Source organism: Kitasatospora sp. NPDC008050, assembly GCF_042957465.1.
In the GTDB taxonomy this organism is placed as follows: Bacteria; Actinomycetota; Actinomycetes; order Streptomycetales; family Streptomycetaceae; genus Kitasatospora.
This window is the reverse complement of the sequence record NZ_JBIBIJ010000014.1, coordinates 184,178-207,518: the sequence shown is the minus strand read 5'-3', so window position 1 is coordinate 207,518 and position 23,341 is coordinate 184,178. Positions and strand designations below refer to the sequence as shown.

General features: G+C 72.3%; 18 protein-coding genes. 10 read left to right on the top strand and 8 right to left on the bottom strand.

Annotation, left to right across the window (positions count from 1 at the left end):
- Nucleotides 1-43 precede the first annotated feature (43 nt).
- Both ACFZB9_RS25730 and ACFZB9_RS25725 read left to right on the top strand, forming a co-directional pair.
- The gene (locus tag ACFZB9_RS25730; RefSeq protein WP_391450850.1) at nt 44-478 is read left to right on the top strand and encodes an ATP-binding protein; all 435 of its coding nucleotides are present in this window, start codon (nt 44-46) and stop codon (nt 476-478) included.
- Nucleotides 475-660, top strand: coding sequence for a hypothetical protein (locus ACFZB9_RS25725; RefSeq protein WP_391450849.1), 186 nt, complete (start codon nt 475-477; stop codon nt 658-660). The genes ACFZB9_RS25730 and ACFZB9_RS25725 overlap by 4 nt, the downstream gene beginning before the upstream one ends.
- Before the next feature lie 40 nt (nt 661-700).
- Here the strand turns inward: ACFZB9_RS25725 and ACFZB9_RS25720 are convergent, their stop codons facing one another.
- The gene (locus ACFZB9_RS25720; protein ID WP_391450847.1) at nt 701-1,570 is read right to left on the bottom strand and encodes a helix-turn-helix domain-containing protein; all 870 of its coding nucleotides are present in this window, start codon (nt 1,568-1,570) and stop codon (nt 701-703) included.
- A 173-nt stretch (nt 1,571-1,743) separates the two neighbouring features.
- On the opposite strand from ACFZB9_RS25720, the gene ACFZB9_RS25715 reads away from it, so the two are divergent.
- Nucleotides 1,744-2,724, top strand: coding sequence for an aldo/keto reductase (locus ACFZB9_RS25715; protein WP_391450846.1), 981 nt, complete (start codon nt 1,744-1,746; stop codon nt 2,722-2,724).
- A 229-nt stretch (nt 2,725-2,953) separates the two neighbouring features.
- Here ACFZB9_RS25715 and ACFZB9_RS25710 read toward each other — a convergent pair whose 3' ends face one another.
- The 4 genes from ACFZB9_RS25710 to ACFZB9_RS25695 form a co-directional block, all read right to left on the bottom strand.
- On the bottom strand, nt 2,954-3,373 hold the full coding sequence (locus ACFZB9_RS25710; RefSeq protein WP_391450844.1) for a hypothetical protein: 420 nt from the start codon (nt 3,371-3,373) through the stop codon (nt 2,954-2,956).
- Between the two features lie 430 nt (nt 3,374-3,803).
- Complete coding sequence (locus ACFZB9_RS25705; protein ID WP_391450842.1) at nt 3,804-5,543, bottom strand: serine/threonine-protein kinase; 1,740 nt, start codon at nt 5,541-5,543, stop codon at nt 3,804-3,806.
- Between the two features lie 185 nt (nt 5,544-5,728).
- Complete coding sequence (locus ACFZB9_RS25700) at nt 5,729-6,685, bottom strand: NAD-dependent epimerase/dehydratase family protein (RefSeq protein WP_391450840.1); 957 nt, start codon at nt 6,683-6,685, stop codon at nt 5,729-5,731.
- A 34-nt stretch (nt 6,686-6,719) separates the two neighbouring features.
- Nucleotides 6,720-7,745: an alpha/beta hydrolase gene (locus ACFZB9_RS25695; protein ID WP_391450838.1), complete on the bottom strand. Its 1,026-nt coding sequence runs from the start codon at nt 7,743-7,745 to the stop codon at nt 6,720-6,722.
- A gap of 291 nt (nt 7,746-8,036) precedes the next feature.
- Here ACFZB9_RS25695 and ACFZB9_RS25690 point away from each other — a divergent pair, with 291 nt between their 5' ends.
- The 3 genes from ACFZB9_RS25690 (at nt 8,037) to fusA (ending at nt 12,534) form a co-directional block, all read left to right on the top strand.
- Nucleotides 8,037-9,332: a hypothetical protein gene (locus ACFZB9_RS25690; protein ID WP_391450836.1), complete on the top strand. Its 1,296-nt coding sequence runs from the start codon at nt 8,037-8,039 to the stop codon at nt 9,330-9,332.
- A 388-nt stretch (nt 9,333-9,720) separates the two neighbouring features.
- The gene (locus ACFZB9_RS25685) at nt 9,721-10,029 is read left to right on the top strand and encodes a hypothetical protein (protein ID WP_391450835.1); all 309 of its coding nucleotides are present in this window, start codon (nt 9,721-9,723) and stop codon (nt 10,027-10,029) included.
- 339 nt (nt 10,030-10,368) lie between these two features.
- Nucleotides 10,369-12,534, top strand: coding sequence for an elongation factor G (fusA, locus tag ACFZB9_RS25680; RefSeq protein WP_391450833.1), 2,166 nt, complete (start codon nt 10,369-10,371; stop codon nt 12,532-12,534).
- A gap of 155 nt (nt 12,535-12,689) precedes the next feature.
- Here fusA and ACFZB9_RS25675 read toward each other — a convergent pair whose 3' ends face one another.
- Nucleotides 12,690-13,904 (bottom strand): MFS transporter, encoded by a 1,215-nt coding sequence (locus ACFZB9_RS25675; RefSeq protein ID WP_391450832.1) that lies wholly within the window; start codon nt 13,902-13,904, stop codon nt 12,690-12,692.
- Nucleotides 13,905-13,986: 82 nt separating this feature from the next.
- On the opposite strand from ACFZB9_RS25675, the gene ACFZB9_RS25670 reads away from it, so the two are divergent.
- The 4 genes from ACFZB9_RS25670 to ACFZB9_RS25655 all read left to right on the top strand — a co-directional run bounded on the left by ACFZB9_RS25670 (nt 13,987) and on the right by ACFZB9_RS25655 (nt 18,669).
- Nucleotides 13,987-14,568, top strand: coding sequence for a CGNR zinc finger domain-containing protein (locus ACFZB9_RS25670; RefSeq protein ID WP_391450830.1), 582 nt, complete (start codon nt 13,987-13,989; stop codon nt 14,566-14,568).
- A 503-nt stretch (nt 14,569-15,071) separates the two neighbouring features.
- Entirely contained in the window at nt 15,072-16,499 is a 1,428-nt protein-coding gene (locus ACFZB9_RS25665) for a family 2B encapsulin nanocompartment shell protein (protein WP_391450829.1), read from the top strand.
- 23 nt (nt 16,500-16,522) lie between these two features.
- On the top strand, nt 16,523-17,752 hold the full coding sequence (locus tag ACFZB9_RS25660; RefSeq protein WP_391450827.1) for a family 2 encapsulin nanocompartment cargo protein terpene cyclase: 1,230 nt from the start codon (nt 16,523-16,525) through the stop codon (nt 17,750-17,752).
- Nucleotides 17,753-17,808: 56 nt separating this feature from the next.
- Nucleotides 17,809-18,669 carry a geranyl diphosphate 2-C-methyltransferase gene (locus ACFZB9_RS25655; protein WP_391450825.1) on the top strand — a complete coding sequence of 287 codons (861 nt, stop codon included), beginning with the start codon at nt 17,809-17,811 and terminating at the stop codon, nt 18,667-18,669.
- A gap of 59 nt (nt 18,670-18,728) precedes the next feature.
- Here ACFZB9_RS25655 and ACFZB9_RS25650 read toward each other — a convergent pair whose 3' ends face one another.
- Both ACFZB9_RS25650 and ACFZB9_RS25645 read right to left on the bottom strand, forming a co-directional pair.
- Nucleotides 18,729-21,917 carry a hypothetical protein gene (locus tag ACFZB9_RS25650; RefSeq protein WP_391450824.1) on the bottom strand — a complete coding sequence of 1,063 codons (3,189 nt, stop codon included), beginning with the start codon at nt 21,915-21,917 and terminating at the stop codon, nt 18,729-18,731.
- A 151-nt stretch (nt 21,918-22,068) separates the two neighbouring features.
- Nucleotides 22,069-23,340, bottom strand: coding sequence for an MFS transporter (locus tag ACFZB9_RS25645; protein WP_391450822.1), 1,272 nt, complete (start codon nt 23,338-23,340; stop codon nt 22,069-22,071).
- Nucleotide 23,341: the final 1 nt, after the last annotated feature.

Here is a 23,341-nt window from a genome sequence, read left to right as displayed (position 1 = left end):
CGCCCGCATCAATCAACAGCTGTGCCGCAAAGGGAGCTTCGCCATGCCTGAAAACCCCGACAGACCGCCATCGCCCACCGGGCAGAGTCACCGCTGGCTGCCGCGCAGCCCCCAGTCCCCGGGGGTGGCCCGCAGGGCGCTGCGTGACTTCCTGCGCAACGTGCGCGACGGCGAACGCTACGAAGAGAACGCCGAGTTGGTGGTCAGCGAGTTGGTCACCAATGCTGTGGTGCACGGAACCCCGCCCGGCAAGAAGATCAAGCTGGGATTCGAAGTCTCCGGCGACGGGCTGCTGATCTGGGTCGAAGACGCCTGCGGCGATGCGCCGAAGATGGGCCTTGGGGCCGAGGGCACGTCCGGGCGCGGCCTCCTGCTGGTCGAGATGCTCTCGCTGAAGTGGGGCTGGGGGCCGCGTGAGGGTATCGGCAAGCGCGTCTGGTCCTGCCCACCGCGCTCGCCGCCACCTGGGCAGTCATGAAGTGCCTGCCCCTGGATCACGCCAGCCGTTGCGCGTTCGAGCTGATCCTCGCGCGTCCGAGGTCCACGCAGTACGTGACCGAGCGGCTGGAACGTGAGGGGGCGCTGAACTTCACGTTCGTGCTGCCTGACGGCCCGCACCTGCTGCGCCTGCGCCCCGACTGTCCGCAGGTCGCTCCGTGAGAGCAGTGGCGAGGACCGGAGAGTGTTTCGAAAGTGCTGGTCACAGGCCGGAGATGTGGTTCCGGTCCATGGTCGCGGCCCAGCTGGCCAGCAGGTTCAGGGCGTCGCATGCGGGTGTGGCGGGTTCGGCGCTGTAGGCCATGAGGGTCAGTCCGGTGTCGGCGGTGAGTTCCAGGGCTTCGTAGCTGAGGGTGAGTTCACCGACGACGGGGTGGTGGAGGCGTTTGACGCCGCCGCGGTGCTGGCGGACGTTGTGGGTGGCCCAGTGGGTGCGGAACAGGTCGCTCTGGGTGGAGAGTTCTCCGACCAGGTCGATCAGGGCCTTGTCGTGGGGGTCGCGTCCGGCTTCGGCGCGCAGGATCGCGACGGTGCCGGCTGCCATGCGTTCCCAGTCGGGGTAGTAGTCGGTGGCCGTGGGGTCCAGGAACATGAAGCGGGCTACGTTCGGCGGCCGGCGCGGGGTCGCGAGGATCGGGGCAAGGAGGGCCTTTCCGAGTGGGTTGGTGGCCAGGATGTCCAGGCGGCGGTTGCGTACATAGGCCGGGGCGGTGGACATGGAGTCCAGGATGCGCTGGATGCTGGGGCGCACGTGGGGCTTGGGGGTGCGCGTGGGGGTCCGTGCGCTGGTGTTGGCGGCGGCGGCCAGGGCGAACAGGTGGGCGCGTTCGGCCTCGTCGAGGTGAAGGGCGCGGGAGAGGGCTTGCAGGACGCTGTCGGAGACGCCGCGGGCGTTGCCGCGTTCGAGCTTGATGTAGTAGTCGGCGCTGACGCCGGCCAGCAGCGCGACCTCCTCGCGGCGCAGACCGGTCACCCGGCGGTTTCCGCCGTTGGTGGGCAGGCCGGCTTGTTCGGGGGTGATTCTGGCGCGGCGGGAGGTGAGGAAGTCGCGGAACTCGGTGCGGGCGTCCATGGCTACCACGATAGGTTCGATGCTGCGCGCGTGAGGGGTCCTGGCAGTACCTGTAACAGGAGGAATCCCCTGGTGGGAGGCCGGGCTCGGCAGTTCGTGCCACGGTGGGGGAGTGAGGGCGGCAGCCTTCCGGAGCAGGTGCACACGTCCATATCACCGAGGAGGAGTACGCCATGGAGTACACGCGCTTGGGAACGTCGGGGCTCAGGATCAGCCGGATCGCCCTGGGCTGCATGAGCTTCGGCGACCCCGCCGAGAGGACGACCTGGGCGCTCGACGACAACGCGGCCGAGCCGGTCTTCCGCCAGGCCGTCGAGCTCGGCATCACCTTCTGGGACACCGCGAACATCTACGGTCTGGGCACCTCGGAGGAGGTCGTCGGGCGGGCGCTGCGCGAGTACACCCAGCGTGAGGACATCGTGGTGGCCACCAAGCTGTGGGCACCGATGCACCAGGGGCCGGGCGGGTCGGGGCTGTCCCGCAAGGCCGTCATGGAACAGATCGACGCCTCGCTGCGGCGTCTGGACACCGACTACGTCGACCTCTACCAGATCCACCGCTTCGACCCGCAGACGCCGGTCGAGGAGACGATGGAGGCGCTGCACGATGTGGTCAAGGCAGGCAAGGCCCGCTATATCGGCGCCTCGTCGATGTGGGCCTGGCAGTTCGCCAAGATGCAGCATGCCGCGCAGGCCCACGGGTGGACCCGGTTCGTCTCCATGCAGGACCAGTACAGCCTGATCCACCGCGAAGAGGAACGCGAGATGTTCGGCCTGCTCGCCGACCAGGGCGTGGGAAGCATTCCGTGGAGTCCCCTGGGCGGGGGACTGGTCACCCGGCCCTGGGGCGAACGCTCCACGCAGCGTGCGCAGCTCAACCGGACAGTCGATCAGCAGGACCGGCCGATCTTCCTGGACAGCGACCGGGCCATCGTCGAGGCTGTCCAGCGCATCGCCCTGGCCCGCGGTGTGTCGATGGCGCAGGTCGCGATGGCCTGGGTGGTGAAGAACCCGGTGGTCTCCGCCCCGATCGTGGGCGCGACCAAGCCGCACCACCTCGCCGACGCCGTCGCCGCGCTCGACTTGACGCTCACCGCTGAGGAGATCGAATCCCTCGAAGAACCCTACGTCACGCGCCGGCCCACGTTCTTCTAGCCCCAACGCCGTTCAGTTCGGGCGGGTCGGGCTGTGTCAGGGGTCGGGTGTGAGCATGGTGATGCTGATGGTGGCCTTGTAGGTGGCTCGGTCGATGGCGGGTCCGCGAGCGTTGTACGTGGAGATCGCTCGTTTGACGATGCGGTTTTTGCTGCGGACCCGCCGCTGGGGCAGGAGTTGAGCCAGTACGTGGCGGCCGAGCCCACACCGAAACTGAACGGCGTTGGGTCTAGCTCGCGTCGATCGGGTTGGTGCCATAGGTCCAGTTGCCGCTCGATTGAGCGTAGACCTGCACCGGGACGTCGACGTGTCCAGTGGCGATCCAGTCGGAAAGGACCTGGTTCAGGCAGACCCCTGGGTTGATGGGCCCCACAGTCTTGTCCACGAGGTGGTAGTCGGTGCCCGTAATATAGATCCAGATGTTGAAGGAGTTCGGCGCCGACTGGTAGTTGCAGATCGTCTCAGAGACGCTTTCTCCCCAGGAGCCGCTCCAGTCCTGGGTGAAGTAGTTGTAGCCGGTGACGCACGTGCTGTGCTGGCAGTACGTGTCGCTGTTGGCATTGGCGGTACCCGCCGTCACACCGATGCCGCCGAGTGCGAGCGCGCCGGCCATGACACCCTGCGCGACCCGCTTGGTGACCTTCCGCATGAGCATTCAACCTCCGTCAGGCGCGGGAGTCAGCCCGTTGCGTCCCCCCGAAGCAGCCAGTCCGGTGGTCATCCTCTCTTCGCGCGAGCACGTGAGCCACCGAGTTGACCTGACATTTGCCTGACACTTCCCCTCTGGCCGCGCGAATCCCGCGAGTTCTCCTGAGTCACGCTGGGATCCCGGGGCCGTGGCCAGGGGCTTCTTCCGCCTCCGGGTGTTCTGCCCGGCTGTGACGTGACCTCGGGATTCCTGCAGCACTCTCGGTTTGTGTGACCGATCTGCGGTCCGGTTGAAGGCGAGGAGGCTCCCGACACCGCTTCAACAACACTGAGGCCGGTTGCCTCCGACCTCCCGCGTCCCGGGCGCGGATCGAGGAGTTCCTGGCGCCGCCCACGCGGAGCAACGGGGCTTCCACCTGGCTGACTTGCCGTCAGCTGCCTGCGGGTACCTTCCAGAGGGTGAGGGTGCCGGTGAAGTCGGGGGTCCGGTAGTAGTTGTTCGAGGGGGTGGCGCCCGTGATGTGCCACATGGCGAGGTTGCCCTTGCTCGTCACCGTGCAGAGCAGGTCGCCGACCTTGATGGCGTTTCCGTCCGGCCCCAGCGCCTTGCCCGGCAACTGCTGCGGCAGCGGTGTGGTGTTCGCGGCGGCCAGGCAGGCTTGGGGGGTGGCGTTGGCGGCCTTGCCGGTGGGGGTGTTGAAGGTCAGGAAATCGTCGTCGTAGTTGAACTCCGCGTCGGAGTCGGACATCTGGTGCGTGGGATCGACCTTGGGGGCGTCGAGATCGACCTGCACGCCCATGCTGATGGTGTCCGGCGGCGCGACGGCCAACGGCACGTCCTGGAAGACGACCTGGAAGGCGGCCGGGGTTGGCGAGGCCGATCCCGAGGCCGATCCCGAGGACGACACCGTGGTCGGCCCGGCGGTGGGTGGCGGCGGGGTCGGCGTGTTGTGCGGTCGGGTGAGCGCGTAGCCGAACGCGCCGATGACCAGCGCGCCGATCGCGATGCCGACGATGACGAGTGGCTTGCCGCCCCGGCTCTCGCGCTCGGGTCCGGAGGTGTACGACGGGGGCGGTGAGGAGGGCGGTGACAGGGGCGGTGAGGAGGGCGGCGGTACCGGGTTCGTGCGGGTTGGCGCGGCGGCGAACCGCGCGGCGCCGTCGGTCGGGTGATCGGTCTCGGTCGGCGTATAAGCGGCAGCCCCGGCCCCGTCCCCGGCGCCGTCCCCCGTACCAGTCACCGCCGTCGCTCGCCGCACCGCGGCCCCGCGGCGGTCGATGTCCGCGGCGAGCGGGTCCGGCAGCCAGTCGTCGAAGTTCCGCGGCGTGCGGCCGGTGGCCCGTTCGCACAGTCGCGCCAGTTCGGCGGCGGTGGGCCGGGCGGTCGGGTCCGCCGCCAGGCAGCGCTCCAGCAGCGGCCGGAGCTGGTCGGGGTAGCCGGACAGGTCCGGCGGGCGGCTCTCGGTGTTGGCGATCCGGGCGGCCGTGGTGATCGCGCCGCCGTCGCCGTACGGGTGGCGTCCGGTGGCAGCCACGGCCATGATCAGGCCGAGCGAGAAGACGTCGGTCGCCGGGGTCAGCTCGGCTCCGTTGGCGTGCTCCGGCGACATGTACTGCGGGGTGCCGATCAGGCCGCCGCTGCGGGTGAGTTGGGTGTGGTCACCCGCCCGCGCGATGCCGAAGTCGATCACCCACGGCCCGTCCGCGGCGAGCAGGACGTTACCGGGCTTCAGGTCGCGATGGATGACGCCGGCCGCGTGCACCGCCTGCAGCGCATCGGCGGTGCCGCAGACCAGGTGGAGCACCACCGGCAGCGGCAGGGTGCCGTGGGCGGCCAGCGCCTGGTCCAGCGGCAGGCCGGGGACGTAGGCGGTGGCGAGCCACGGCCGGTCGCCGGTGGTGTCGTGGTCGAGGACGGGAACGACGTGGTGGCCCTGCACCTGGCGGGCGGAGCGCACCTCCTGCTGGAAGCGCCGGCGGAACTCCTCGTCCTGGGCGAGCTCGCGCCGGATCAGCTTCAGCGCGACCGGCTGTCCGCCGCGGGTGAGCGACAGGTAGACGGACCCCATGCCGCCCTCGCCGATCCTGGCGAGCAGCCGGTAGCCGGCCACCTCGCGCGGTTCGTCGGGCCGTAACTGGGCCAGCACGACACCATCCTGAAAGCCGGTCACGCCCACCATCCCCGGTCGAAGAACGACGCCGATACTAGCGGCAACCTCGATGTCGGCCGGGCCGATTTTCGGTGCCGAAGGAACCGATGTCCCACGGCCAGGATGCCGGGAGCCCAGGGGCCCAGGAGCCCGGGAGCCCGGGAGCCCGGGAGCCCAGGGGCTAAGGAGCCCAGGAGCCCAGGAGGTCAGGCCCCGAGCAGCTTCGCCTCCTGCGCCGCGGACAGCCCGTGCTCCAGCGGCGGTTCGCCACGCTCGCGGTCCCAGGCGAGCACGTCCGCGATGGTGGTCGCCAGGGGTGTCGCGGTCAGGCCGGCGGCCCGGGCGCGGGCGGGGCTGCGCTGCTGGTCCGTCCACTGCGCGGCGGGGCGGATCAGCGGGAAGAACGACGGCGCCGCCTCCGCGGGCACCGGCACGATCTCGACCTCGCTGCCCGCCACCCGCGCGCAGGTGGTGATCAGCCCGGCCAACGTGGTCGGTTCGGCCGGGCCGACGGCGTGGAAGGCGCCGGGCCGGTCGTCCAGCAGCAGCCGCACCACCAGGCGGGCCAGGTCACGCGAGTCGACCAGCTGGATCGGCTGCTCGGGGCTCCCGGGCAGCGCCACCCGTCCGCCGCGCGCGGCCCGGCGCACCCAGTAGGTGAGCCCGGTCTGCGCGTCGTGCGGACCGGCCACCTTCCCCGGGCGCACGATCGTGGCCCGCTCGCCGTAGCGCGCCAGCACGTCGTCCTCGCAGGCGACCTTGAGCGGACCGTAGCTGGCCTCGCTCAGTTCCTCGGTGTCCCGCACCGGCGGCCGCCGGGGGGTGTCCTCGTCCGAGCCGGGCCCGACGCCGGTGCGGGTGTAGACGGCGTGGCTGGAGATGAACAGGTAGCGCCCGATCCGGTCGCCGAGCGCCGCCATCGCCTGGCCGACGTGGCGCGGCACGTAGCCGCTGACGTCCACCACGGCGTCCCAGTCGCCGGCGCCGCGCAGGGCGTCGTAGTCGCCGGTCTCCCGGTCCCCGATCAGCCTGGGCGTGGAGGGGAAGAGTCCGGTTCCGGTCCGGCCGCGGCCGAACAGGGTCACCTCCGCTCCTGTCCGCAGCGCTTCATCGACGATGGCGCGGCCCACGAAGGCGGTGCCGCCAAGTACCAGGATTCGCATGAGGAGTGACGGTAGTCCAGGTTGTGAGGCGCTGTCAGGCCTGGATCCGCCGGGCGAGCCAGTCGACGGCGAGCGGGTAGCGGTAGTCGATGCCGCCGTGGCCGGCGTCGAACAGCTCGAAGTGGATCGCCTGTTCCGGCAGCCCGGCGGCGCGGATCGCGCGGTGGAAGGCCTCGGCTCCGACGTCCAGGTGGAACTCGTCCCGCGTGCCGGCGTCGATCCACACGGCCCGCAACGAGCGGACCGCCTCGGCGTGTTCGGGGACCATCCGGACGGGATCGAGGTCGAGCCAGCGCTGCCAGAGCGGTGGGATCAGCTCGCCCGTGACGGTGTCGAACGGCAGCCGCGGTGTGCCGTCCTGGTCCGCCGAGAAGCAGGCGGCCACGCCGAGCGCGCAGAGCGTGACGTCGTCGCCGGGCCTGGTCATGGCGGGCCGCTGCCGGAAGTCGTCCCACCACTTGCCCACGTCGCCGCCCCACTGCCGCAGCGTCCGCACCACCTGCGGGAACTCGGGTACGTAGCAGTACTCGTAGAGCGCGTCACCGGCGTGTGTGGCCAGCGCGCCGAAGAGATCCGGCCGCAGCATCGGCGTGATCATCGCGCCGAACCCGCCACTCGACTTGCCGGCGATCGCCCGGTGCTCGCGCGCGGCGAGGGTGCGGTAGCGGGCGTCGACGTACGGGACGACCTCGTCGCACAGGTACGAGTGGTAGCGGCCGGTGCCGGGCGAGTCGACGAACTGGCTGCCGCCGTAGGCCGTCCAGGCGTCGACGAGGACCAGGATGACGGGCGGCGTGCCACCGGCGAACAGTGCGTCGGCGGTCTCCGGGAACGGCTGGCGGAAGGGGGTGCGGTTGTCCCACATGGCCAGATGACCGGTGTAGCCCTGGATCACGTAGACCGCGGGGTAGCGCCGCCCGGGTTCGTCGTCGTACCCCGGGGGCAGGTAGACGTGCAGCGGTCGTTCGAACGGGTCGCCCAGGGGGTTGCCGCGCAGCAGCTCACTGGTGATGACCTGCCGGTCCATCCGGCCCGCGAGGTCGGCCGACCACGGGAGCATGGGGTACCCCTTTTCCGTTGGCATGTGACGTATGGCGCATGGCATGTGACGTGTGGCGTGTGGCGCATGGCATGTGACGTGTGGCGTGCTCAGGGTATGGCGGTGGGAGGCTCGACGGGAACAGGGCCGCTCGCGCCGCCCGCACCGGCGGTGAACCCGGACCTGTACGAGCGCCGTCAACCCAGGCGTCGGCCATCCGGCCGGCCCGGTCCGGACACGCCCGCCCCAGGCCCGTGCCGGACAACGGCTCACCAGGTCAGCAGGCCTGACCGCTCATCAGGAGGTCCGCACATGGCGCCACGGAAGCCCGCGAAGGTCCTGCTCGGCAGCACGACACTCATCTGTCTGAGCGCGGGACTGCTCGCGCTCGGGTGCACGGGAGGCGGGTCGGCGTCGGCAGCCGTGGCGGCCGCGCCGGCGTCGGCGGCGAGCGCGCACCCGGTGATGAAGCTCAGCAGCCTGACCGGCCCGGTCACGCCGGACGAGGTCAACTCGTTCGAGTCCTACATCAAGACGCTCACCCCGGCCGGGGACAACATCGGCAACCAGTGGGCGCAGGGGCACAGCGGTGAGGACACCAAGGCCATGGGCATGGTGTACGAGATCTCCGGCGACCAGGCGATCCTCGACCGGATGATCGGCTACTGCGACACCGTCCTGTCCGAGCGTGACGACCTGGCGGCGGCCCCGGTCGGCCAGCACGTGCTCTGGACCGGCGACATCGGCCCCGCGTGGCCCAACAACGTCACCACCGACCCGATCGGCACCGGTGGCGAGCAGGGCGACCCGGTGGGCCACCTCGCCAACTGCGCCCGGCTCATCCTGCAGACCCCCGCCATCTGGGACAAGCCCGTGACCGGCGGCGACCCGCACGGGTACGGCGCCAGCTACCTCGACCGGGCCAAGAGGTTCGTCGCCGAGGCGGACACCTCCGTCGACCAGCACATCCTGTCCCGGCTGCTGGACGTCTCGCAGGGCAACCGGATGTACTTCGCGTCGGACTCGCCCTACAAGGGCGGGCAGCCGGTGCCGTGGAACCAGCAGATGATGTTCGACTACGGCTTCCAGAACCTGGCGATCGCGCACCAGCTGCTGGGCGACGACCCGCAGCGGGTCACGAAGTACGACGGGCTGGTGCAGACCAGCGTGGACTGGTTCTTCTCGCAGGCGCACAAGTACACCGACAGCGCGGGCAAGCCGGCCTACAAGTGGATGTACGCACCGTCGGGCGGCGACATCGAGGACAACGACCACGGCAGCCTGGACACCGCGGGTCTGTACCGGGCCTACCTGTCCGGCCGCTACCAGATCACCCCGGCCATGATGGCCCCGTTCGCGAACACCTTCGTGGACGTGATGAGCACGAAGGCGGGCCACTACGCGGGCCGCGTGGACGGGACGGACGGGGCCGGGAACAGCGCGCCCACCAGCTATGTGCGCAGCGGCTGGCTCCTGATGACCGAGTTCCGGCCGGACGCCTACCAGACGCTGATGAAGGTCGACTTCCCGAAGGGGACGACCACGGCCGACGACCAGTTCTCCCGCGCCCTGGAGCTGAAGAGCCGGCTGGCCAAGGCGAAGGGCTGAGTCGAGCCGAGCTGAGTCGAGCCGAGCTGAGCCGAGCCGAGCTGAGCCGATCTGAGCTGAGCCGATCTGAGCTGAGCCGATCTGAGCCGAGCCGAGTCGAGTCGAGCCGATCTGAGTTGAGCCCTCCCGGCAGCCGCCGGCAGCGTGTCGACTCCATCATGCCTGGTCCAGGGCTTCGGCGGTAGGACGCAGCGCACGCGGTTCCGCCCTTGTCCGGGCACCCTGACGCCCGCAGACTCGACGTCATCCACCTCCCGGCTCACGTGCCGGTGCCCGTCTCCGGGCGCCGGCACGGACGCCGTGCTGCCCCGCCGCCGGCGGGGACCGGCCCGGGAGGTGCTGGGACGAGGGGGTCGCGATGGATCGGGAAATCGTACTTCGGGCGCGGATGAAGCTGTTGAGCACCGATCGGCGGGTGCTGCGCGGGCCGGACGCGCTGTGGGTGTACCGGGTGCTGACCCAGGTCGACCCGGCGGTCCACGGCTCGAAGCTCGCCCATGTGCTGGTGGCGGTGAGCGGCTCGCCACGCGTTCGTGAACTGCCCGCCGTGCGAAGGGCGTTGTTGGAGGAGGCGGTGGCGGTGGCCCGCGCGTTGGACGCCGCGGATCCGTTCCGTGCGAAGGTGCTCGCCCGGGCGCTTGAGGCACTGGAAGCACTGGAAGCACTGGAGGCGCTGGAAGCACTCGGGGCCGCCTGACCCGCTGTCGCCTGCCGGAAAACCTGGTGCCCCCGGCGGGCCGGCCTCACTATGCTCGCCACTGATCGCGCCCCGCACCGTCAGCGGGGCGCGCACCGGGACGAGTTGAGGGGAGAGTGGCCATGCGGTACCGCACCGCTGTCGTCGTTCCCTCGTCCCGGTACGAGGTGATCCTGGTGTCTTCGTGCGCCCGGTGCCCGCTGCGCGGCGGGCACCGGAGCTCCGCGACGAACTCCTGACCCCGCCCCGCCCGGTGGTGACCCACCCGGGCCGGTCACGGGCCGTTTCGTCCGGCAATCGCGCTGCCCGCTCCGGGACCACCCTGAAAGGCCATGGGCCATGCGCACCAACCCGCACACCCAGCACACCAAACACACCCAGCACACCGACAACCTCGGCACCGTCCGCAACCTGGGCATCCTGGCCCACGTGGACGCCGGCAAGACCACCGTCACCGAACGGATCCTCTACCGGACCGGCGCCACCTACAAGCGCGGCGAGGTGCACGACGGCACCACCGTCACCGACTTCGACTCCCAGGAGCGCGATCGCGGCATCACCATCTTCGCCGCGGCGGTGAGTTGTGCCTGGGACGGTCACCTGATCAACCTGATCGACACCCCGGGCCATGTCGACTTCGCCGACGAGGTGGAGCGCTCGCTGCGGGTGCTCGACGGCGCGGTCGCGGTGTTCGACGCCGTCGCGGGCGTGGAGCCGCAGAGCGAGTCGGTGTGGCGCCAGGCCGACCGGCACGGCGTGCCCCGGATCGCCTTCGTCAACAAGCTGGACCGGGCCGGCGCGGACCTCGACACGGCGGTCGCCTCCATCCGCGAGCGGCTCCACCCGGCGCCGCTGGTGGTGCAGTTGCCGATCGGCGCGGAGGACGGGTTCACCGGCGTGGTGGATCTGCTGCGCCTGCGCGCGCTGGTCTGGGCCGACGGGCGCGACCTCCACGAGGACGGTGACGGTGACGGCTTCGCCGAGGGCCCGGTCCCGGACGCCCTGCTGCCGGAGGCGGAGCGTCGTCGTCGGCTGCTGGTCGAGGCGGTGGCGGAGCTGCACCCGGGCGCGCTGGAGGAGTTCTGCGCGACCGGGACGATCGAGGCGCCGACGCTGGCCGCCGCGCTGCGCGACCTCACCCGCACGGGCGAGGGCGTGGTGGTGCTGTGCGGTTCGGCCTACCGCAACCGTGGCATCGAGCCGCTGCTGGAGGCCGTGGTGGCCTACCTGCCCTCGCCGCTGGACGTGCCGCCGGTGCGCGGTGCTGACAGCGTCGGTGACAGCGCCGGCGACGATGCCGACGACGTAGTGCAGGAGCGCGCCGCCGACCCGGCGGCACCGTTCGCGGCCCTGGTGTTCAAGGTGAACTCGACCAGCACCGGCCGCCTGACCTTCCTGCGGGTGTACTCGGGCACGATCCACAAGGGAGCGGCGGTGCTGGACGTGGGCGCGCGGCGGAGCGAGCGGATCAGCCGGATCCTGCGGGTGCAGGCCGACCGTCACGCGGAGGTGGACCGGGCGGTGGCCGGGGACATCGTCGCGGTGATCGGGCCGAAGGCCGCGCGGGCCGGTGCCACCCTGTGCGCACCGGCGGCCCCGCTGCTGCTCGAACCGCCCTCGGTGGCCGTCCCGGTGGTCTCGGTGGCGGTCGAGGCGCGGCGCCGGACCGAGACGGAGCGGCTGGTCTCGGCACTGGCGCGGCTGGTCGAGGAGGACCCCTCGCTGGCGGTGCGCACCGATCCCGAGACCGGTCAGACGGTCCTGTCGGGGATGGGCGAGCTGCATCTGGAGGTGGCGGTGGAGAAGGTCCGCCGTGACCACGGGCTGGAGGTCAATGTCGGCCGGCCGAAGGTGGCCTATCGGGAGACGGTGCTGCGCGGGGTGTCGGGCCTGGTCCACCGGCACGTCAAACAGGACGGCGGCGCCGGCCAGTTCGCCCATGTGGTGCTCGATGTAGCACCACTGACGGTGGATGCCGGGCCGGCGGGGGAGAGCCCGGAGGGCTTTGTCTTCCGGTCGACCGTCGTCGGCGGACGGGTGCCGCAGGAGTACGTCCGGGCGGTGGAGGCCGGCTGCCGGGACGCGCTGGCCGACGGGCCGCTCGGCGGGCACCCGGTGACCGGGCTGCTGGTCACCCTGACCGATGGTGCCACCCATCCCAAGGACTCCTCGGAGCTGGCGTTCCGTACCGCCGGGCGGCAAGGGCTCCGCGAGGCGCTGCGCGCCTGCGCGCTGGCCTTGCTCGAACCGGTGGTGGAGGTCACGGTCACGGTGCCCGAGGACGCGGTGGGCGGGGTGCTCGGCGATCTGGCGGCCCGGCGCGGCCGGGTCTTGGGCTCGACCGCTCGGGGCGGCACGGTGGCGGTCACGGCCACGGTGCCGCTGGCCGAACTGTTCGGCTACGCGACCCGGTTGCGCAGCCGCACCCAGGGCCGGGGCACCTTCACCGCCCGACCCACCGGCTACGCCCCGGCCCCGTCCGAGGCGGCGACCGGTGTCCGGTAGGCCGGTCCACCGGTAGGGCAGCGGCTTGCCGGTAGCTGCCCGCCGGTAGCTGCCTGCCGGCAGCCGCCCGCCGGTAGCGGCGCCCGGGCTCCCGCCCGGGCGCCGCGTGGTCCCCGGGCGCCGCGTCGTCCGGTCACGGCACGGGAGGGTCACCGTCAGGGCGGCCCGACCGCACCGGCCGGCCGGCCCCCGCCCGGCAGCACCCGGCCGAGCAGGGGCTGCGCGGCGGCGAGCAGCACGCAGCCGGCGGCCAGCACGCTCCACAGACAGGTCACCCCGACGTGCGCGAGCAGTTGGGTGCCGAGCAGCGGGGCCGCGATGCCGGCCAGGCCCCAGCTGGTGCCGTAGACGGCGAGGTAGTGGCCGCGGGCCTCGGCCGGTGCGAGGTCGACCACCGCGGCGTAGATGCGTCCCATCATCAGCAGGTCGCCCAGGCTCCACAGGACGGTGGCCGCCAGGAACCCGGGCAGGGTGCGCGCCGCCGCGTAGCCGGTCAGGCCGCCCGCGAGCAGGAGGTAGCCGAGGGCGAGCGCGGTGGGGGCCGGGAGCGCGGCGGTCCGGCGCAGGCGCAGCAGCGGCTGTCCGGCGACCACGGTCACGGCGGAGACGGTGAGCAGCAGGCCGGCCTGCGAGGCGGCGAGACCGCGCCGGACCAGGGAGAGCGGCAGCGAGACCATGACCTGGAGGTAGACCACGGCGAACAGGGTGCCGCAGGCGAGCATGGCCAGCAGGGCCCGGTCGCGCCAGGCGGACCGGCCGGCCGGGTCGCGGCCGCTGTCGGCGGCCGGGTGCGGGCGGTCGGCGGGCAGCACGGCGCGCACCACGATCGCGCAGGCCAGGCTGGTCAGCGCGTCGGTGACGAAGAGCCAGCGCAGGTCCAGGCGCCCCACGGTGGCGGCGAGCAGTCCGGCGCCCATGCCCGCGCCGGCCAGCGCGGCGTTCAGCGCTCCGTAGGCGCGGACGTGTTCGGCGGGCTCGACCGCGTCGGCGATCATCGCCTGACTCGGCGGTTCGTAGAGCTCGAAGACCAGGCCGAGCAGCACCGCGAAGAGCGCGACCGCCGTCAGTGAGCCCGCCGCCGCGATCCCGAGCTCCGCGATCGCGCAGCCGCCGAGGCCGAGCAGGATCGTGCGGCGGCGGCCCAGCCGGTCGGCGAGCCGGCCCCCGGCCAGTCGGGAGGGGATCGTGGCGAGCCCGAAGGCGGCCGAGATCAGCCCGGCGGTGGCGAGGCCGGCGCCGAACTCGGTGCTGACCAGCACCGTCAGGAAGGGCAGGGAGAAGGCGCCGAGCCGGTTGACGGCTCGGGCGGCGATCAGTAGTCGTACCCCGCGTGGCAGTCGCCCGCCGCCAGGGCCCGTCCGGGTGGGCATGGGTCACCCCGTGTTTCGTCACTGGCTAAGCTGATATCGTCAGTGACGAACGCTAGGGCTGGAAGGAGTAACTGGTCAAGTGATGTTCGACAGTCATCTCGCCACCTTGCTGGAGGCGGCGGTCTCGCTCGTCAACTCCCTGACCGACGGGGAGGCGCGCGGCCGGCCGTATGTAGCGCCGCACGATGCCGACCTGCCGGCGGCGGTCGACGCGGCGCTGCCGCGCACGGGCACGGGCACGCGTCCGCGCGCGATCGATCCGGAGCAGGCGGCCTACCTCGCCGGTACGGCGCACCGGCTGCGCCGGATCTTCGAGGCCGCGAGCGCGGGGCGGATCGACGAGGCGGCGGGGGTGCTGAACGGGCTGCTGCTGTCGACCGGGGCCCGCCCGCAGCTCGACCAGGTCCCCGGCGAGCCCTGGCAGGTCCACTTCCACGGCGCGGACGACTCGTTGGCAGTGGGCTGGAGTGCGGGCTGCGCGGCCGGCCTGACCCTGGCGGTCGGCAGCGATCTCGCGGGCCGGCTCGGCGTCTGCCAGGCCGCGCACTGCGACCGGGTGTACGTCGACGGGTCGCGCAACGGCGCGCGCCAGTTCTGTTCGACGGCGTGTCAGAACCGCACCAAGGCCGCGGCCTTCCGGGCCCGCCAGTCGCGCCAGGCCTGATCCGGGCCCGGGCCCGCCGGCCGCGCCGGCCCGACCCGGCGGCCCACCCCGGCCCACCCCGGCCCGACACGGCGCCGCGCCCCGGCGGCGCTCCCCGGGACGCCGCCGGGTCCTTTAGCATGCCCTGCGGCCATCACGCACCGTGATCAGATAGTTCCAGCCAGAATCCGCCGCCCGTGAGCCGTGACGTTCCGGTCGCCCGCGGCTGCGGAGGGTGCCTCCCGCGGATCGGCAACTGCCCTGCCGTCCGCCGGACATGGGGGCCGGGCCGGCCTGCCGCACTGCTGACGGGGCGTCCCACAAGGTGCTGCTGTGGCCAAGAGGGACACCTGTGTCAGGTGTTGGCGAGTTCGCGTCGAATCTTCGTTCCCCGCTGTTCGGTTTTCGGTAGCGTCGGCTGCCGTCGAACCGGAATGACCTTCTCCATTTATGGCTGACGGTACGACACCAGCCCCGCGCAGGTCCCTCCCTCGCCACCCGGCCCGTCCCACAGGAGAACCCCGATGTCGATAGCAGCGGATCCGGATTTCGCCCAGGGTCTCGTGCCCGGCCCCACCCCCTCACAGCTGAGCCTGAGCACCGCCGCCGCCCGGAACCTGGCGACCACCACCAAGTCCGCTCCGCAGATGCGCGGCATCACCTCGCGCTGGCTGCTGCGGCAGCTCCCCTGGGTGCAGGTCTCCGGCGGCACCTACCGGGTCAACCGCCGGCTCTCGCTGGCGGTCGGCCGCGGCCGGGTCGGCTTCGTCCAGGCCGGGGCCGATGATGTGCGGATCATCCCCGAGACGCTGCGCGAGATCCCGGCGCTGCGCGGCTTCGACGACGACGCGCTGCTCACCGAGCTGGCCGCCCGCTTCACGCCGCGCGACGTCAGCAGCGGCGAGGTGCTGGTCGAGGAGGGCCGGCCGGTCGAGGAGGTGTTCATCGTCGCGCACGGCCGGATCGAGCGGATCGCCACCGGCAAGTACGGCGACAGCAAGACCCTCGGCGTGCTGTCCGACGGCGACCACCTCGGCGACGAGGCGCTGCTGCGTCCCGACCCGCGGTGGACGGCCACCGTGCGGGCCAGCACGGCCGGCACCGTCATGGTGCTGCCCTGGGCGACCTTCCTGGAGCTGTTCGACCGCTCGGAGCAACTGCGCGACCACGTCGACCGGTTCCTGGCCAGCTCCGCGCGGAAGGTCAACTCCAAGGGCGAGGTCGAGGTCGCCATCGCCGCGGGCCACCAGGGCGAACCCGACGTCCCCACCTCCTTCGTCGACTACGACCTCGCGCCGCGCGAGTACGAGCTGTCGTTGACCCAGACCATCCTGCGGGTGCACTCGCGGGTCGCCGACCTCTACAACGAGCCGATGAACCAGCTGGAGCAGCAACTGCGGCTGACGGTCGAGGAGATCCGCGAGCGTCAGGAGTGGGAGCTGCTGAACAACCGGGACTTCGGCCTGCTCCACAACGCCGACTACGACCAGCGGATCAACACCTGGTCCGGCCCGCCGACCCCGGACGACATGGACGAGCTGCTGTCGATGCGCCGCGGCACCGACCTGTTCCTCGCCCACCCCAAGGCGATCACCGCGTTCTTCCGCGAGTGCACCAAGCGCGGCATCTACCCCGACAGCACGGACGTCGGCGGCCACCAGGTGCCCGCCTGGCGCGGCGTGCCGATCTTCCCGTGCGGCAAGATCCCGATCGCCGGCCACAGCTCCTCGATCCTCGCGATGCGCACCGGCGAGCAGGACCAGGGCGTCATCGGGCTGCACCAGACCGGGATCCCCGACGAGTTCGAGCCCAGCCTGAACGTCCGGTTCATGGGCATCGACGACAAGGCGATCATGAAGTACCTGGTCACCGCCTACTACTCGGCGGCGATCCTGGTGGGCGACGCCGTCGGCATCCTGGAGAACGTCGACATCGCCGCGCCGCGGTCCTGATCCGGCGGTCAGGAGAAGACCCGATGGCAGCCTTCGACACCGCCGCTGGGGCGGGCCGGACGATTCCGACCGGCCCGACCGGCCTGGGCACCTCAGCCGCCCGGATCACCGACCTGCTGCGCCCGCGCACCGCGGCCGCCCCCACCCTGCCGGCCGCCACCCCGCAGACCGTTGCCCGACCGGCCGTTGCCCCACCGTCCCTCGCCCGACTGGCCGTTGCCCCACCATCCGTCACGCCACCGCCCGTCACGCCACCGTTCGTCACGCCACCGGCCCCCGTCTCGCAGACCGGCGGCCGCGCCGTCCCCGGCCTGTACTGCCCGCCCCACCTGCGCGACGACCGCGCGCTGGCCGAGGAGGTCAACGAGCGCCTGGTCGACTGGACCCGGCAGGTGGGCATCTACGCCGGCCGGACCGAGAAGTTCCGGCAGGCCGACTTCGGCCGGCTCCTCATGCTGACCCACCCCGACACCGACGACCCGGACCGGCTGCTGGCCGCCGGCCGCTGCCTGGCCGCGGAGTTCGCGGTCGACGACTACTTCTGCGAGGACGCCACCACCGGCGACCACCCCGAGCGCCTGGGGCCGCAGTTGATGCTCGCCCAGTCGGCGATCGACCCGCCCCGGCTGCCCGGCCGCTACCAGGAGCGCTACGAGCGCTCGATGCGCGAGCAACCCGTGCTGAACGCGCTGCGCTGCTCGGTGCGGGACCTGGCGGCCTACGCCAGCGGTTCGCAGGTCAACCGGCTCCGGCAGGAGATCGCCGGCCTCTTCCTCGGCATGGACGCCGAGGCGGGCTGGCGGATCGGCGGCAGCGCGCCGTCGGTCTCCGAATACCTGGCGAACCGTCAGATGAACAGCTTCCTGCCCTGCATGACCCTGGTCGACGCCGTCGGCGGCTACGAACTGCCCGCCGACGTCTACGGCCGCCCCGACGTGCGCCGCGCGACCCTGCAGGCCGCCCTCGCCTCCGTGCTGCTCAACGACATCTACTCGATGCACAAGGAGGGCGACGCCCAGGGCGTCGAGTACAACCTGCCCACCGTGCTGGCGGCGGAGGAGGGCTGCTCGCTCGTCGAGGCGACCCGGCGCTCCGTCGAACTCCACAACGAACTCGTGCGCTCCTTCGAGGCGGCCTCGGCCGCCCTCACGCTGACCGGCGACCCGATCCTGACCCGCTACCTGGGCGCCCTGTGGGCCTGGCTCGGCGGCAACCGGGAGTGGCACGCCAGCAGCCCCCGCTACAACGCCTAGCCTTCCCGACCGCAACGAGCGGTATCCCCGATCCAACGAGACCAGAGGACCGACACATGACGATCTCCGACACCACCGCCCCGGTACTGGCCACCAAGTACCAGCAGTCCGTGGCCGATTACTGGAACCAGGAGAAGGACCCGGTCAACATCCGGCTCGGCGAGGTCTCCGGCACCTTCCACCACCACTACGGCATCGGTGACGTGGACTGGTCCGTGCTGGAGGGTGACGAGGCCACCCGCGACGAGCGGATCATCAAGGAGATGCACCGGCTGGAGGCCGCCCAGGCCGACTTCCTGGTGGAGCAGCTCGGCGCCCTCGGCGCCGACGACCGGATCCTGGACGCCGGGTCGGGCCGCGGTGGCACCAGCTTCGTGGCCAACCAGCGGTTCGGCTGCCAGGTGGACGGCATCTCGATCTCCGAGGAGCAGGTGAAGTTCGCCAACAACCAGGCCCAGCAGCGGGGCGTGGCCGACAAGGTGGCCTTCCACTTCCGCAACATGCTCGGCAACGGGTTTCCCGACGCCACCTTCCAGGCGATCTGGAACAACGAGAGCACCATGTACGTGGACCTGCACGAGCTCTTCGCCGAGCATGCCCGGGTCCTGAAGCCCGGCGGCCGCTACGTCACCATCACCGGCTGTTTCAACGACCTCCACGGCCGCCAGCCCTCCCGGGCCGTCAGCCAGATCGACGCGCACTACATCTGCGACATCCACCCGCGCAGCGAGTACTTCGCCGCCATGTCGGCCAACAACCTGATCCCGATCAGTGTGGTCGACCTGACCGCCGCGACCATCCCGTACTGGGAGCTGCGCGCCAAGTCCTCGGTGGCGACCGGCGTGGAGGACCCCTTCCTCACCGCCTACAAGGAGGGCAGCTTCCACTACCTGATGATCGCCGCCGACCGCGTCTGAGGCCTGGTCACCGGTCGCTGCCGTCCCCGTCCGCGGGGACGGCAGCGGTCACCGCGTTCTCAGCCGGACGCGGACGAGGGGGCCGGCGGCCCGAAGACCGCGACCTCCCAGCCGAAGCCGACAGCCAGCCGGCCGCCCGGCGCCACGGCCAGCGCCGTGACCCCCAGCGGCAGCACCAGGTCGGGACCGAGCGGGGCCCGGGTGGCCAGGTCCCAGGTCCGCACCGTGCCGTCCTCACCGCCCGCGACGAGCACGGGGCGGCTGTCGAGCACCCCCGCCGCCACCGCGGTCAGCCAGTCCTCGGCGACGGTGACGGGCTCGCCGAGCGGGGCGGCGGTGGCCAGGTCCCAGACCCGCAGCAGGCCGTCGGAGGTGCCGGTGACCGCGACCGGGCGGCCGTCGAGCTGCACGGTGGCCACACCCGCGACGGTGGGCGCGTCCTCGAAGTCGTCCTCGTCGTCCTCGAAGCCGTCGCCGTCCTCGCCGTCCTCCTCGTCCACCGGGCGGGCGTCCGCCACGCCCCCGCCTGCCACGCCCCCGCCTGCCACGCCCCCGCCTGCCACGCCCCCGCCTGCCACGCCCCCACCGCGCAGCGGCCCGGCGATCGCCGTTCCGGTGGCCAGGTCCCAGATCCGCACGGTGCCGTCGGTGCTGCCGCTGACGGCGACCGGGCGGCCGTCGACCACCGCGGTGGCCAGCGCGTTCACGTCGGCCTCATGGCCGGTCAGCGGCTCGTACAGGGGCTGTCGGGTGGTCAGGTCCCACACCTGGACGGTGCCGCGCCAGCTGCCGGTGACCACGATCGGGCGGCCGTTCAGCACGGCGGTGGCGACGGCGGCCACGCCGGTGTCGTGCTCCAGCGGCTCGCCCAGCTGTGCGCCGGTCCTCGGGTCCCAGATCCGCACCTTCCGGTCGCGTCCGCCGGTGACCACCACGGGACGGACGTCGAGCACCGCCGTCGCCACCCCGAACACCAGGTCGTCGTGGCCGGCGAAGACCTCGCCGACGAGGGCGCCGGTGGTGAGGTCCCACAGTCGGGCCGTGCCGTCCCAGCCGGCGCTGATCACCACGGTTCTGCCGCCGGGGCCCCAGCGCCGCACCGAGGCCGTCAGGGTGTTCACCGTGTCGCCGTGACCGGGCAGCGGATCGCCAGGCCGGGGGCCGCCGGGCAGGTCCCAGCGGCGGACCGTGCCGTCCGCACAGCCGATGATCGCCACCGGCTGCCCGTCGACCACGGTCGTGGCCACCGCCGAGACCGGGCCGCGCGGCCCGGCGAAGGAGTGGGCCTGCTGCTGCCCGCTGTCCGCGTCCCAGAGCCGCACCATGCCGCTGGCGCTACCGGTGACCACCATGAGGCGGCCGCCGAGCTCCGCCACGGCCACCGCCTGCGTCGAGCCGGCGTCGCCGGCCAGGGTCCGGCCCACCCGCACTCCGGTCGCGAGCTCCCGCAGCGTGGTCCGGCCGCCGAAGTCGCCGGTGACCACGAGCGGCCGACCGCCGCCCAGCACCGTGGTCAGCGCCTCCACCGCGCCGCCGGCACTGGCGACGGGCTCTTTCAGCCGGCGTCCCTTGGTGAGGTCCCAGGCCCGGACGGTCCCGCTGTTGTCACCGGTCACCGCGATGGTCCGCCGGCCCAGCCGCACCGTCGCCACCGCCCGCAGCTTGCCGCCCAGCGGGCCGTCGGCCCTGCTGTGGTCGTACAGCGGCTCGCCGACCGGGGCGCCGGTGGTCAGGTCCCAGAGCCGCACGGTCCGGTCGTCGCCGCAGCTCACCAGCACGGGGCGGTGGCGCAGCTCCGCCGTGGCCAGGCCGGTCACCCAGCCGCGGTGGCCGGTCAGCGGCGGGTGCAGCAGCCGGCGGGTCGTCAGGTCCCAGATCCGTATCGCCTGGTCGTGGCCGCCGCTGATCGCCACCGGACGGCCCGCCACCTCGCCCGTCGCCACCGCCCGGACCGCTGCGCGATGGCCGGTCATGGGCTCGCCGATCGGGGTGCCGCCGGCCAGGTCCCAGAGCCGGACGGTGCCGTCGCCGCCGCCGGTGACCGCGACCGGCCGGTCGTCCAAGGTCGTGGTGGCGAGGGACCGGACGCCCTCCTCGTGGCCGGTCGCGGTCCACCGGAAGGCACCGAGCTGGGTGCCGCTGGACCACGCGACCCGTCGGTGCGTCGCGGGCTCGTCCGGTACCGGCACGGCGTCGATCCGCGCGGCCAGGACCGGCGATCCGTACCGGGCCGCGTCCAGCGCCAGCAGCTGGCGGCGCACCGCCGGGCCGGCGTCCCGGTGCCGGGTGGCGGAGGCCTGGTAGACCGCCGCCCCCAGCCGCCCGGCCGAGCCCCAGGCATCGGGCAGCAGCGGCAGCACGATCGCCGGGTCGGCGTGCACCAGGAACCCGGCGTCGACGAACGGCGTGTGGCCCAACTGCTCGGCGACGGCCTGCCGCAGCTGCGGATCCGGGCCCTCGGCCGCTTTGAGCCAGAGCGTGACGGCCTCCGGAACGCGCCCGGTCTCGCTGAGCAGCCCGCCGAGCCGCACCTCGGCCAGCTGACGGTAGGGGGCGACGGACGAGCTGACGGCGGTGCGCAGCAGGCGCTCGGCCTCCTGCTGATCGCCCTTGGACCGTGCCTCGTCCGCCAGTTCGATCATCGCCTTGACCGCGGCCAGGGAGTCCGTGACGCCCGTCGGCCCGCTCGCGGGGACGGCGTCCGCCACCGCGTCCCCCTGCCGGCCGAGTTCGGCGGGCAGCGCGCTCCCGTCGTCCTGCTCCGCCACGAAGAGGCGGCTGAGCGTGAGTGCGGCGGAGGTGGCTATCGCGGCGACGGGGGAGGTGGCGGCGATCGTGAACTGCTCGATCGCGCGCGGCCGGTCGTCCAGCTGGAAGTGGACGATGCCGCGGTAGTAGGCGGCCTCGGGCGCCGCCTCGGCTCCGGCGAGGGCCACCATCCGGTCGGCGGCCGCCAGCGCCTCGGAGTACCGTTCCTCGGCCAACTCCAGCAGAGCGGTGATGACTTCGGCGGCCGCCCGGTTGCCCGGTTCCCGGCCGGCGCGTGCCTGCTCGGCGAGCTGGACGGCCTCCTCGACCCGCCCGCCGTCGACCAGGGCCAGCAGGCGTTCCACCACGTCCCGGTAGCCCATGCCCATGGTGGCGAGCGTGCCGTGCAGGGCGTCGAGGTTCGCCAGGGCACGCCGGTCCCGCCGCGCGCCGCCGAACACCCGCCTCGCCCAGCCCTGCTGATCCCGCGAGTCCGTCATCCGTCCCTCCTCGTCCCCGTCCCCACCTGAGTTCGCGCTACCGGCCTGCCGCCAGGGGCGGTTGGGGCCGGATCGCGTGACGTCGAGTCAAGGATGGCGTACGGATTGGATCGTGCCAACGGCAGCTCGCCCCGGTCTCGGGTCTCGGGTCTCAGACCTCGGGGCTCGGCGTCGGCACCACGAAGGTCTGCTCGGGGGAGCGCTGCCGGATCGGGGTGAACAGGGCGGCACCCACCAGGGCCAGCAGGACCGCCGCCACGCCGAGCAGCGGGCCGCGGGCGCCCACCCGCCCGACCAGCGCGGTCAGCAGGAAAGCGCCGAGCGGAGCCAGGCTGCTGTGGATGGTCCAGAACGCGGAGGTGACCCGCCCCAGCAGGTGGTCCGGCGTGACCTGCTGGCGCAGCGACATCGAGCAGATGCCGGCCAGCGACATCCCGAAACCGTAGAGGAAGGCCGAGGCCGCCACCATCGTCACGCTGCCGGTGAGCGCGAGCAGCAGCACCGCCAGCCCGCACACCGTGTAGGAGGCCATCCAGCAGGCGCCGAAGCCCCAACTGCGGCGCAGCCGGGCGGTGGCGGCAGCCGAGATGCAGGTGCCCAGGCCGGAGAGCGCGAGCACGTAGCCGACCGTCCGCTCGCTCTGCCCCAGGCCGTGGCGGATCTGGTAGATCTGCACGTCGGTCATGCCGAGATTGAGGAAGGTGGCGATGGTCAGCAGTACGGTGAGCGCGCGCAGGACCGGGTTGTGCCACAGGAACCGGGCGCCGGTCATGAAGCCGGAGTGCATCCTGCGCCGGCCTTGCCGCGCCGGCGCCTCCTCGGTCGCCACGGCCGCGGGACGTTCAGTGGGCCGCAGCCGGATCAGCGCCAGGCCGATCACCGAGATGCCGAAGCTCGCTGCGTTGATCGCGATCGCGGCCGTGGCGCCGAACAGCCCGGCCACCAGCCCGGCCAGCGCGGGCCCGACGATGTAGGCGATGGCGTTGGTCGCCTCCAACTTGCCGTTGGCCTCGGTGATCTGTTCCCGGTCGACCAGGTTGGAGACGGCGGTCACGTAGGTGATGCTGAACATCATCTCGAAGACCGAGGCCAGGGCCATCACCACGTAGAGCACCCAGATCTGCGGGCTGATCGCCCAGCAGAGTGGGATCGCTCCGTAGAGCACCATCCGGGCGGTGTCACTGAGCATCAGCATCCTGCGGCGGTCGAACCGGTCGGCGAAGGCGCCGCCGAACAGGCCGGTGAGCATGGACCCGACGCCGGCGATCGCCGTGAGCAGTCCCATCTGCGCGGCGGAACCGGTGGTGTGCAGCACCAGCAGCGGAAGTGCCACCAGCGAGAAGGCGTTACCGAGTTCGGAGAGCGCCTGGACACCCCAGAAGATGGTGAAGTCGCGGTTGGATCGCAGTGGGCGGGCAGGCATC